The sequence below is a fragment of the Pseudomonas sp. PNPG3 genome, assembly GCF_023093815.1.
Classification (GTDB): Bacteria; Pseudomonadota; Gammaproteobacteria; order Pseudomonadales; family Pseudomonadaceae; genus Aquipseudomonas; species Aquipseudomonas asiatica.
Genome location: NZ_JALLKV010000092.1, coordinates 1 through 12,596 on the forward strand (window position 1 = coordinate 1; position 12,596 = coordinate 12,596).

Genomic DNA, 12,596 nt, shown 5'->3' on the forward strand with positions numbered 1-12,596 from the left:
GGGTGGAGTCCGGGTATTTTGCCAAAATCAGGAAGTCTTTTTCAGGATTTCCTTAAGAGCTTTCAGATACGCACTTGATCACGGCACTGTTGATTACGAAGGCAAAGACCCAACCGAGCTCTACTGGAGGCCACGCCAGAAGAAACGAGTCAATCGTATCATTGGCTACCTGACTCAATACACCGATTGGCTGACACGCCAACCAGACCATAGTGGCGTTATTGCGAATCCAATAAGGGAAGCAAGTAACCACGAGCAGAAGATAAACTGGTGTGCTTATCATCACAAGAAAAACAACAGTCTTCTAAAACACATCAAGAGCAACGCAGCGCTCAATGACATCAAGTACACAAGAGAGATTGGTATGCTTCACGAAGACATAGTTCTGAGAGAAGAAGTGAAGCGCTTCGCAGAAAACCGTTTCAATGATCTCATTGAGAAAGGCTTTGTCAACCCTCAAGTCAAAGACCCTACCAGCCCGCATTACTTTGATTACAAATCACAAGCGATGACTTATCTAATGCATTACGGTGGCGTGCGTGAAAGCGAGTTATTTCACATCTACCTTTCTGACATTACTATAAATGTAGAGCTAAATGAGGCTATCGTAAAAATCTACCACCCAACTGAAGGGAGAGCACCTGAGCGCGGATATGACAACCGCGAAGATTATCTGAAGCGCAGGTATGGTTTGAAGCCACGAAATAAATACCTGAAAAGTGAAAGTCTACATGCCGGATGGAAGAATCCCATGCTAGATCACTCCGACAACTTCATGAACATCTCTTTCTTCCCCCCTTCGAAGGCAAGGGAGTTCTTGCTTATATTTCAACTGTATCTGAAATATCAACGTATTGAGCCAACAAATGGCCAACACCCGTATGCATTTACCAACATGCATGGAAAGCCAGAGACCAGAAAAAACTTTAGGCGCAGGCACGTTGCAGCTGTCAATCGAATCAAACTTCCCAGCGCAAAGCAGCTGGGAACAACAGAGCATGGACATAGACATGCGTATGGCTATCGCCTCGCTCAACATAACTTCAAACAAGTGGACATTCAAAAAATGATGCACCATAGGAGTCCCACCTCTTGCGGAGTTTACACCTCAAAAAGCAGTGAGGAAATTCGGGAAATCATGCGAGAGACTGAACGAGGCAACCCTGCATCAACACTGTCAGCCCCCGAGTTTTTATCATTTGCTGATTCTGACTTTGACTGAAGTCCTCACCTACCCTTGATACAGAGAGGAAGACCGAACAAATGAATAGCCGCCCAACCTGTAAAATCGGCAACACAAAAGATGCATCCGCTCGCGTAGCTGCTTATCAAACAGACACCAAACTAGCAGACAGCCCTTCACACCACCCCAGCCATTGGGATGACTGGAAGAACTTTCTAGAACAAAAGCCCAAGACCTGCGTATGTGAGCAGAGTACTTGACCCATCACACGCAACTCATCTGTAAGTCGACATCGCAGCACCCTGGGCTAATGTTTTATAACTCAGGGCACTAGGTTTTGTACGAAAAGCTTCTGCGCAATGCCTAAATGATAACAGCAATAACCGGGCAAGAGGCGTCCTATGCTCAGAATCACCACTAACATCCCGGTCAACTGCGCGTATTTGCTTGAATATCGCTAGGGACTTTTCGTACAAACCCTTGAAATACTAAGTAGCACTTGAAATCGGAATACGGAAAATGGCAAAGAAGAACTTGTACAAAACCTACGCGGAAGCCAGAGCTGCTGCCCGCGCATTGAAGTTCGTTAGCAGCACGGACTACATCAAAAGGTACAAGCAAGACCCCAGACTCCCTAGCAACCCCACAATCAAGTACAGCGACTTTGTAAGCTTCAGCGACTACCTGGGAAATGCAGAGCGCTATGAGAGCAATCACCATAGCTACGACGAGGCGTGCGAAATTGTCAGGCGGGCGGGAATCAAACTCAAAAGGGACTACATAGAATTCCAAACTGGAGATTCGCGACTTCCATTCCACCCCAATAAATATTACAAATCAGAGTGGAAAAATTGGAGCGAATTTTTGAATCATAATCCAAGATATACCGATTATAATCAAGCAAGGAAGGCGACGCGCGCACTCAACTTTACAACTAAAAGCCAGTATATACTTACATGCCGAAAGGTAGATCCGCTTCTATACAACCACCCCAACAAAGTTTTTGCAAGCCAATGGACTGGATGGGAGGACTATCTGGGACTGGATTTGGATACACACTTTATCAGCTACCAGAACGCCCAGACCCTGGTACAAGAAGAGAAAATCCAAAGCGAAGCGGAATACTCTAGATTTCAGAAGACACACCGACGACTACCTGCAAGCCCTGAAACCGCCTGGCCTGAAGAATGGCTTGACTGGCCAACTTTCTTGAGCAAAAAATTAGCTCCATATACTACGTACGAACACGCAAAACATGCGGTGGCATCCCTCAAAATCATTTCCGAGCAAGAGTATATTCAAGGACACTTTGACGATCCGAGGCTCCCTCAAAATCCTCAAGAAATCTATAAAGACGAGTGGCACGGATGGAGTGATTTTGTAATAGGTGGCGAACGGTATCCCAGCATTGCCGAAGCAAGCGCCGCCGCTTGCGCATATGGTTTTTCAACACAGGAGCATTACAAGGCTGGTTTCAACAAAGATCCGAAGCTGCCAAGGCGTCCGATGGACAGCTATAAAGACTGCTGGCAAGGCTGGCATGCATTTCTCGGACAACCCGACCGTTATGAGAATTTTGATGATGCGCGAAATGCAGCCAGAGCTTTAGGCTGCTCTAATCAAACTGAATATGTGAGACGCTGCAAGCTGGCGGATAGTGCATTATATGTAGATCCCGCAACAAAATTCGATCAATGGGCAGGCTGGGATGACTATCTCGGTTTAGTCAAAACATTTAGACACCTCGACATAGACGAGGCCACAAAGCTCTTAGTGGAGAACAAGATCACAAAGCGCAGGCAATACAATGCGTTCCGAAGCGACCACCCAGAGCTGCCTTCACAGCCCCACAGGTTCTATCGTGAGAAGTGGATTGACTGGCCCAGCTTTGTTGGGCTGCGCATCGAGCACTATGATAGCTATAATGATGCGAAAGAAGCTGTTCGCAAACTTGGTATTGCGTCGAACAAGGAATATAAAGTCTATTACCTTGACGATCCGAAACTCCCCCAGCATCCTTACCATGCCTACAAAACGGAATGGACGAGCTGGGAGAATTTCCTTCCTGAGCAGAAGAAATATGAAACGCTAGAGCTCGCTAGGATACATGCCTGCGCCTTGGGTTTCAAAACCATCCAAGAGTACGCAAATGGTCATGCTTCGGATCCGATGCTGCCAAAGCGACCTGATCTTTATTACGAAAATACCTGGCCAACTGGTGGGTGGGTCGAATTTTTATCCGCAGCGCCATTTTATAAAACTGCCGAAGAAGCTGGCGCAGCTGCTCGTGCACTGGGCTTCACAACGCTGCAGGAATACAAAGAAAAGCGCCATCTTGACCCGGGGCTGCCCTCAAGCATCAGGTCTTTTTATCGAAAATCTATACCCTGGCTCGACTTTATTCTTCCCAAGAAATGCAAAACCTTGGAGGATGTTAAATTTGCAATAAAGGCTATTGGGATTGAAAACAGTAGGGAATATCGAGACGCCTATAAAAAATACCCCTGCCTACCTGCCCACCCCGATCGTGTATTCGCCAAGGAATGGAAGGATTGGTATGACACGTGCGGGATAGAGCGCCCGTACTGCTATGAAGATGCCACTGCTTTGCTTCGCAAGCTTAACCTTCCAACGAGTGGCGCCTACAAGAAATATATCAAAGAAGGTGGAGACAGCAAATTCCCATTAACTCCCGAAAAAGTTTATAGCGATGAATGGGTAAACTGGCAAGCCTATCTTGGCAAAGAAGAGCCATATACGCTGGTAACCCTGCGTGAGCCATACGAAAAATGGCGCTTTGCCTTCGCAGATTTTCTGCGCACCGCTAAAGGCCTATTCAAGGCTCATCATCTGGTAAGATTTGTCAGAGATTATATCAAGCCCAACAACTTAAGCGAAGACCCCATCACATTTTTCACCACTAATGATTTTAACCGGGATGATTTTAAAGAATTTTTGCTACGACTGCCGGATAGTAAAGCCAAGCAACATTTGAGCACGCTTAAAGAGTTTTCGGATCAGTTTATCGAAAAAAATCTGACCGCTCGCTGCGAGGACACGAACGAAGAAATTAATCTTGCTGGAGCGGTAAATCCATTCCATCCGGTTTCTCTGCGCTCACTAAAAAGCGCTGGACTTGGACAAACCTCTAAACCGCCTCTTGCTTATCACCATGTAGATGCAATAAAAAGATGGATTGTACCAACCACCGCCGCGTCTTTCTCCGAGCTCAAACATCTGCAAGTATTCGATGCTGACTGGGTTGACATTGACAAAGCACTAATTGACAAAAATGACCCCGATTGCGTTTATCGCCTGGAAAACGGGGGTTGTAAAATCTGGTTCCCGGGATATTGGATGCATACCTACGCACTGACGTCGGTTCCCATTCGAGGTGTTCAGCTCGCATACGCAGATTCTGGAGAGTGTGACCTCAGGATTCCAGTAATAAGAGACGGGAAAATGATATGGATAGATAACCCATCCCCCCTGCGCGGGCAGACAGCGTCTGAAGGATTCATAAAACCCTACCCGAACGGTGATTTCGGGATGCACCTGACTACCAACAAGTCAGCGGAAGGCATCGTCGGATATGACGTACCCTGGATGCCAGAGGATTTGGCTAAATGGATGATCAAACTTAGAGACTGGCAGTCGAAGTATAACCCCGTCGATCGCCCCATGCCATGGGGCGAGTGTGTAAACACCAATTACTCGGAGCCTGAACGCCTAGACAAAGGAAGTAACTGCTTCTTGTTCAGGGACTTTGGTTCAGAGGAATGTGGAGTGAGCTTTGGCACTAGACTTCAACGACGCATTGCTATTGCGCTATACAATACTGCACCTAACTTGGCAACCTTGAAGGGCTCACCATTTAATGTGAGCGGTTATCGATCGGAGTTTACACCACATGCCATGAGAGTCAGCCTCATTACTGCCTATGTCATGGAATTTCGGTTGCCTTTGAGCGTACTAGTTAAAATCGTTGGACATGCCTCCATAATCATGACAATTTACTACGTCAAGATAAATGGCGAAATGCTGCGTCAAAAATTCAACGAGGCAGAAAAACGGTATCTGCACAAGCAATCAAAAGGCGCGTACCAAAAACTTGTTGAAGGCCGAAAAGATCAGGGAAGCGATGTATTCATCAACAACAACGCAGATGCACTTAAGCAAATGACAGGCCAAATTGTCGCTGGGAGTGCTTTGTATCGAGATTATGGAATCTGCCTAATGGCAGCCAGTCGTTGTGGCGATGGAGTATCTATTGATGGAAAGTTAATCCCCGTCCCCGCTGGATATTTAGGCCGTGAGAACTGCATTCATTGTCGGCACTTTTTGACTGGCCCTGTATTTTTAGGCGGCCTGCTGTCACTGGCGAACGAAATCTCACTCTGCTGCCGCATCCACATTGGCAAGCTGGAGGATATGCAAGACAAAAAAGCAGAGCTGGGCAATAAAATTAAAAAACTTGCGGCGGATCGTTTTGACGAGTCCCAGTCAGGTGTAACTACAGGGATCGACTACAAAGCACAAATTGACGAAGCGAAAAGCGAGCTGGATTCACTCAGCGGCCTGATCAACACGGCATCTGTTGCCGCAGACATGTACCTCGCGGACTTGAACGCGATTAATAAGCTCACACAAGAGTGCCAATCACTCATCGCAGAGCGTGCCAGTACCGACCTGCAGAACAACTCGACGCAGCTGATTGTAAAGCCTGGCCATGAGGCCATGGTGGCGTTTGAGGAAGTTTCTTACTTCCAGCAACTTCACGAAGTTTGTGAAAACGCTGAGATCTACACATCTGCCAGCGCAGATCTTGCTTCACCTGAGCGCAGCAATATGATCGACCGTATGGCAGAGCTCAATCGTCTGACCCCTGTCATGTACAAGCTTGATAAGAAAAGCCAGATAGTGGTAGGCAATCAGATTGTTAATTTCATGATTGCCCGGATGAGTTGGACAACCGTATCGTCGGTTATGGACGGGTCGACCCTAATGAGAGACCTTCCTCGCGACCAGCGCCTAACTTCCAAAGCACTTGAATCACTGCTAAAAGGTCAAAACGCCCAAGACGTGCTTCGCATTAAATACCAACCGAACACTAATTCAGATAGTCGCGCCAAAACACTTCCCTCTCGGAAGACTCAGCGAGAGGCTCAGGGTAACACTCAAAGCATTCAGAAGAGCCTGTATATTGAAAATAATGAGGAGATGGTGCAATGAGTCCTGAGGAAACACTCTCGCTTTTGCTAGAAGGTGCCAGTACAAGGACGCGTAAGAGCCTTCAAGCAGTTTACGAAACTTGCCTTGAACAGAAGAATCGCGCAAGTACGAATTTCTCATATAGCATGATCGCCCGCTTAGGGGCTGTATACGGTGGGCCCTCGTATCAGACGATTAAAAACTCTGGAGGGGCGAAATATCGGACGCTGATCAAAGCTTTTTCCGATCAGGTGCCTCCCGAGCCGAAACCAGTCAGCGGCCCTTATAGCTGGATCGACGAGCTCAATGGCCGGCACCAGTTACTGGCGAGAGGGCTGCTTGCTCAATTGAAGGCGGAACAGCGCAAGACAAAAGAACTGCTGCCACCAAACGCGATTTACGACATCGACGTTAGGACAGCGCCCAGTGCAACATTCAAACTCACAGAGAGTGAGCGCGATGCGCTGGAATATCTTAGCTCAGACCTGTTCCTATCCGAACACAACCTGAAACGTGGGCCTCGCAGCGATATTCTAGGGCCTAACGATGAGCAGCTGTTCTGGCCTGGAACCTTAGCTGCCTTGGAAAAAGCCTTGAGAAATCTTTGACTACCCGGAGAACGGACACAGCGCACCAGCGTCGCCTGCGCTCACGCTCAAAACACCGTACTTTTTCTATAGCCTACCCTCACAGAGCCAGGCTATAGATGGTAGGCTCAGCACGGAGCTCACGGGAAGGCGCAATAAGCTGAGGAAGCGGACACGCTAACGTGAGCATCTTCGCCCCGTGGAAATAGTTGGCCTGATCAATTTGGGAGCAAGCTTTGCCAACCAACATCATCACTCGCGCCGGTCACAATGCCCTGAAAGCGGAACTGGATCACCTGTGGCACACCTATCGGCCCGAAATCACGCAGAAGGTGACCTGGGCAGCATCCCTTGGTGATCGCAGTGAGAACGCAGATTATCAATACAACAAGAAATTACTTCGAGAAATAGACCGCCGAATCAGGTACCTTCGTAAACGTTTGGAAGATATTCGCGTGGTTGACTATGCCCCTGAGCAGGAGGGCAAGGTGTTCTTCGGCGCCTGGGTTGAAATTGAGAATGAAGATGGTGATAGTAAACGATTTAGAATTGTGGGTTACGACGAAATTTACGGTCGAAATGACTACATCTCCATTGACTCACCTATGGCCCGAGCGCTTCTGAAAAAAGAAGAAGGTGACGAAGTTGTGGTGCAAACACCTACAGGCGAAGCCATATGGTTCATCGCCAGCATATCTTACGACCAGGATACCGCCAAACAATAACTCCTACTCCTGATCCTGATTTATGGATGGGAGTCACACCCACTGAGAACACTATTCAGATGAGAGTTGTCGAGATCGTCAAGGAAGTACTTGATTATGATAATGTAGCCTTCGAGAAAATTTCCTCATTTGTCGCCAGCTTGCCGCTACATGCCTAAGAAGCATTTTTACGAGCCCAAGAAATTAACCACTTCCGGTGCGCCAGAAGTCGGTAGGAAAAACACTAAAAATACCTTGTCGGCTCAAAATTTCGATGCATTAGCTGATCATGTCATGAGCAGTAAAAGTCTTCGTGAGCGGGCCCTTATGGAGCTTGTGTCGAGCGGCGCTCGCAGCCATGGCTTCATCGACTTACAACGTAAACACCTGACCTCGATGACAAACGGCCTAATTATTATAAAAGGTAACTTCACCTGGGCGCTGCCGCTGTCGAGTTTTGTGAACGACTTTGCCTCACGCAATTGCTCACATCCGGATGATTCCCTCTTCCCCTCCCCCACGAACAATGCTGAACCGCTCAGCAGCCAAGCGTTCAAAGAAATTTTTAAAACCTGGTTGAGAAGTTGCAATTTGGACAGCAACGCCACCCCGCACAGCGCTCGTCAGGCTATCATCCGTCGGATCTCCATCGATAATTCATTGCCCCCTGAAGCCCTCCACAAATGGATAGGACAGGCTGTGCATCCTAAGACTGCCGCTATCTACAAATCAGATGGCTTAGCAAAGTTCTGACGGCGCCAACGTAAAGCGCGTCTGCTCGTCGAAGGGGCAGAAAGGTGGCTTCTCGGTAGAATTCGGACAGATCGCTCTACACAGGGTCTCATAGCTGCAGAGCCCTGCCCTCAATGTCGATTCAAACGAGGGCAGCGCTCTCACTGAAAGAGTTGTGCCAGCTTGGAGCGCAGCTCCTGCTGGGTCGACAAGCTGCCCAGTCCTTGGTTGGGATCGCATCGAACCAGCCGGCAGTCGCTGATTGGCCAGTCAAAGTCCGGATCGTCATCAATCGCGATCCAGCGCTTGACCCCAACCCGCGTGGGCGTTTTCACCTAAACCGGACAGCGAGTTGGTCATCAAGGCGCTGGACATGGCGTACGAGCACCGCGGGCGGCCGCAGAGCGTGCTGTTTCACAGTGATCAGGGCAGCCAGTATGGCAGCCGAGCTTTCCGCCAGCGTTTGTGGCGTTACCGCTTCAAGCAAAGCATGAGCCGCAGAGGTAATTGCCTGGACAATGCGCCTATGGAGCGCTTGTTCCGCAGCCTGAAAACGGAGTGGGTGCCAAGTGTGGGCTACATGAGTGCTGCGCAGGCACAGCAGGACATTGGCAGGTTTCTGATGCAGCGCTACAACTGGGAGCGGCCGCATCAGTTCAACGGTGGGTTACCGCCAGCGATTGCCGAGGAAAAACTTAATCCGGTGTCCGGGATTAGTTGACCACTACATAGGTAAGCCGGGGCCCCATTAAAGAGCCTGCTCAATCTCCGAGGGTATGGCTCTCATAGCGGCTACGCCTGGCGATGGCCATCGAACTGGTCGCTCCCGTGTCAAAGCCCGGAAATTTAGCTTTGACCAGCTGGTTCAGCTTCTTGAGGTGCGCTTCCGCATCGTACACTCCGCTACGGAAGTTTTCGTGAGCTTCCTTAGCGTCAGGATACCGATAGATGTCTCTCTTACTGTCGAATTTCTGAAGCTTTTCATTTGAGCACTCGTGAAAATATTCACCCTGCGACAGGGCCTTGTTGAGCCCAGCGTACAGCCCCTCCACCTCGCCCTTCAGCTCCAGGTCGTTCAGATGGAAGTGGGCGGACTCCACGAACTCTTGAATGCCGTAGTAGTAATAAATAGCAGGCACGTAGGTGTACATCGACTTCCCGTGCTCGATGAAGAGGTCTAGGGTGTCGATGTCAAACTTTGAGAAGAACGCCTCAATGACCTGTCTGTCCGCAGCGCTAGCGGGATCTACCTTGAGCCCCGCCTTGTGATCCACGTACCCATTAATGCCGATGAGCAGCACGCCCATACCCAGAATTACCGCGCCGGTTGTACCGTCCGACGGAGCTACCTGAATACCGGTATAGCGTGTAAACATGGCTCTCGCGAAAGGCTCCCAATATGGCGCCGCTGTCATCGCCAGTCCCGCTATGACTAGCTTCTTCGAAAGCCATTTACGCGGCTCGGGGAAGAGCCAACGCTTCGCAAAGTCCCACGCTTGTTGCCTATCCGTAATCATTACCCTACCCGTCGACCGTCAGAGCCTGCTCATGCGTTGAGGCAGATGCCCAAGGCCCGGCATTGTGCCATGACGATCGAAAAATGCTTATAAAGAATGTGAGCATTCAGCCAGTCAATGTGCCATGCCCAAGCGCAGCCCCAAAGGTTTACTACACATGCTAGAGCGCTTGCACTCGAAATCTGACACTTGCTATCCTCCAGGTCAGGGCCTGGAGCCCAGGTCGCCGTACACCGCCCTGCTGCGTGGGAGAGTACGGTGCAGTTGCCGCCAACCACATTAGTCCCCTGTGGCCAGCCCGGCTTGCAGCAAGCCCAGCAAAGCACATCGACCTGCAAGGGTCTCATTTCCAAAGTGCTTTACGGCCATGACAACGGAGCTAATGTCATGAGTTTTTCTGCTGAATCCATCCTGGAAACCTTCAAAGACACGAAGGTGGCGGATGCGCCAAAGCTTAAGCACACTCAATACCTCAACTACCTGGCAAAACGGCTAGGCTACGAGAGCTACAACCACTTTAAAGGTTGCGTCAAAACCGCCCCGCCCGATCGCATCGGTAATTTTTACCTGGGCCTGATGCAGAAGATCTGTGCCCTGCGTTTGCCGAAGGAAGACGTTGATCATGTACGCCTGAATGATTGCACGTGGACATCAGTCGGCTTTGACTCGTATTTTATTGGCTGGGATAAGCGGGGTCGCGAAGTACGAGTACCGACACCAGGCCACGGCAGGGTAAGTGCCATGGACTTCCGTGAGATTTTCGATGAACCGCTGTATGTCATCGAGACCGAAGCGGAATTTCACGCCTGGCAGCTGAAATGGGGCTCGTTTGCTCTGGTACCAGTGGACATGGCCAAATCCCGATTCCCTTCGCTCTTTAACCGACAATCCAAAGTGGTCGAAAAACCACCACTAGCCAAGATCAAACGCCGTGTACAGCGTGAGTTGAAGGACAAAGGGCTTATCTAAAGCCTTTCACATGGGCGGGGAACTCCCGCCCATTCTGGGGTAGGTCTGGCCGGCTCAGCACTCCCGCTGAGTGAAAGCAGCGATCAGTGATCGACGGCAGCTCGCTCCCAATGGCGCCAGTAGCCAGAACCCGCCGGGCTTGCTGAGCTACTTTGTAAATTTCCATCCCTACCCTCAGCTAAGACTCACCCCCTCTTAAGAACCAAACCCAACACCGAAGCTAGCCATGGAAAAAGTAAAAAAACTTACCCTATAGGCTCAGAAACAATAAATACCTGGGTGAGCCACTGCGACAAAACCTGAACCCTACATAATTAAAGCCCCAGCCGAGCCGCCAAGAACCATACCTAGAATTTTAGCTTATAGATCTATATAGGCTTTGTACTTGAGAGCAACCCCGAGGGGTATTGCTAAGCAACTTTTCGGTAGTTAAAGTCGCCCTAAATCAATCAGGGAGACCCCCACCATGTTCAAAATCAAGGTGAGTATTCAAGCAACATTCACCCCCACCATTCGCCAACGGGCACTAGTGCAACTGGCATCTTCATGATGTTCTCACCTCAAAACACCTCTAACACAGAGGTACTAAGCCTTCTGAAAGGCGCCCTAGTTGAGCGCCCGATAATGCTCGATGACAGCAGCCTCATCCAAAAAATGCCCAACTACAAAAGCTGAGAACAACTCAACCAGATAGAGGGCTAGATCCACATCATTTGGGATAGCCCTCAAGGTGACCCTAAGGGCCACAGCCAGCCAATACTCCGCCGTTTTCTCACGTCGTCCGGTAATGAAAATCCACAGCCCGTGATTAAAGACATGTTCTTCGAAGTGGCGCCAGGGCGTATATGAAGGCCAGGCAACAGAGTTTCTTCTATTAAATGTACAGCCAGCATGCCTGATCATTGCTGGCAAAAGCACATGCTGCAATTGGGTTTCCACAAAAATGGCATTGCCGAACTTTTGAAAAATCTTGTACAGAATGTAGCTCGACAGTGGGTTCGGATTGCTGGCCAATCCATCCAGATCAGCCTGAGTCACAGGCAGAGGTATTGCACCCCGCGCAAAAAGCAGAAGACTGTGGCGTCTTTCCTCAAAGTTGAAGCGTGACGCCCGCGAAGCCTGAAACATCATAAGATGCGCATTGGCGACCTTGAAGCCCTGTGCCTGATGCACACCGGCAAAGTCTAGATCCATGCATAGCCAAGCCAGGTCGTTGACCGAAGAGAGCTGCATTGCGAGATAGACAGTGTGGTCTACTACGTCTCTCATCGCGTACAACTCAAGCGCAGTATCCTGGTTGGCAGGGTGCTTGATGACTGCTTTATCTAAGATACGTTGCAAACCTCGAATGATGTGCCCTTCATTCTTCTGGATGTCAGAGGCTGTGTGGGGAACCATGCGACCGCTGTCGGTAAATCCAAGCGACAGAAAATCCTTGTGCGTCATATCAGCGACCCAGCGTTCAAGGATTTCCTTGGTTTCAGAAGGCAAGACGAATGTGATGCCAGCGGCTAGAAACTGGTCAACGACACATGTCAGTGCAAGATATGCGATGGAGTATGCGTCCAGAACAACTTCGCAAGGCCCTTCGACACCTTCCTTCACCAACCAGGACTTGGCAACCTTCTCATCCGTCCAGGTGAATCGCCCCTGGTTTCCTAGACACTCTCCAAGCTCAGGAAATAGCGTTTCT

General features: G+C 49.5%; 8 protein-coding genes and 1 pseudogene. 7 read left to right on the forward strand and 2 right to left on the reverse strand.

Annotation, left to right across the window (positions count from 1 at the left end; genetic code table 11):
• The 6 genes and pseudogenes from gmtY to MJ643_RS29510 all read left to right on the forward strand — a co-directional run.
• On the forward strand, positions 1–1,222 hold a 1,222-nt coding region (gmtY, locus tag MJ643_RS29485), incomplete at its 5' end, for a gamma-mobile-trio recombinase GmtY (RefSeq protein WP_247727206.1).
• 480 nt (positions 1,223–1,702) lie between these two features.
• Positions 1,703–6,415 (forward strand): VPA1269 family protein, encoded by a 4,713-nt coding sequence (locus tag MJ643_RS29490; RefSeq protein ID WP_247727207.1) that lies wholly within the window; start codon positions 1,703–1,705, stop codon positions 6,413–6,415.
• The gene (gmtX, locus tag MJ643_RS29495; protein WP_247727208.1) at positions 6,412–7,002 is read left to right on the forward strand and encodes a gamma-mobile-trio protein GmtX; all 591 of its coding nucleotides are present in this window, start codon (positions 6,412–6,414) and stop codon (positions 7,000–7,002) included. Before MJ643_RS29490 ends, gmtX begins: the two co-directional genes overlap by 4 nt.
• Positions 7,003–7,217: 215 nt before the next feature.
• A complete protein-coding gene (gene greB, locus MJ643_RS29500; RefSeq protein ID WP_247727209.1) occupies positions 7,218–7,706 on the forward strand; it encodes a transcription elongation factor GreB in 489 nt (162 codons plus the stop codon).
• Positions 7,707–7,856: 150 nt separating this feature from the next.
• A complete protein-coding gene (locus MJ643_RS29505; protein ID WP_247727210.1) occupies positions 7,857–8,438 on the forward strand; it encodes a tyrosine-type recombinase/integrase in 582 nt (193 codons plus the stop codon).
• A 301-nt stretch (positions 8,439–8,739) separates the two neighbouring features.
• Positions 8,740–9,138: pseudogene (locus MJ643_RS29510) on the forward strand (DDE-type integrase/transposase/recombinase); the annotation flags it as partial.
• A gap of 40 nt (positions 9,139–9,178) precedes the next feature.
• On the opposite strand, the gene MJ643_RS29515 reads toward MJ643_RS29510, so the two are convergent.
• Positions 9,179–9,793, reverse strand: coding sequence for a hypothetical protein (locus MJ643_RS29515; protein ID WP_247727211.1), 615 nt, complete (start codon positions 9,791–9,793; stop codon positions 9,179–9,181).
• Between the two features lie 528 nt (positions 9,794–10,321).
• Between MJ643_RS29515 and MJ643_RS29520 the strand changes: the two genes are divergently transcribed.
• Positions 10,322–10,903: a hypothetical protein gene (locus MJ643_RS29520; protein WP_247727212.1), complete on the forward strand. Its 582-nt coding sequence runs from the start codon at positions 10,322–10,324 to the stop codon at positions 10,901–10,903.
• Positions 10,904–11,509: 606 nt separating this feature from the next.
• Here MJ643_RS29520 and MJ643_RS29525 read toward each other — a convergent pair.
• On the reverse strand, positions 11,510–12,596 hold a 1,087-nt coding region (locus MJ643_RS29525), incomplete at its 5' end, for a hypothetical protein (protein ID WP_247727213.1).

Excerpts from the sequence above, each read along its gene's own strand:
- MJ643_RS29515 (WP_247727211.1), bottom strand. The coding sequence starts at position 9,793 with ATGTTTACACGCTATACCGGTATTCAGGTAGCTCCGTCGGACGGTACA.
- MJ643_RS29520 (WP_247727212.1), top strand. The coding sequence starts at position 10,322 with ATGAGTTTTTCTGCTGAATCCATCCTGGAAACCTTCAAAGACACGAAG.
- gmtX (WP_247727208.1), top strand. The coding sequence starts at position 6,412 with ATGAGTCCTGAGGAAACACTCTCGCTTTTGCTAGAAGGTGCCAGTACA.
- MJ643_RS29505 (WP_247727210.1), top strand. The coding sequence starts at position 7,857 with ATGCCTAAGAAGCATTTTTACGAGCCCAAGAAATTAACCACTTCCGGT.
- MJ643_RS29490 (WP_247727207.1), top strand. The coding sequence starts at position 1,703 with ATGGCAAAGAAGAACTTGTACAAAACCTACGCGGAAGCCAGAGCTGCT.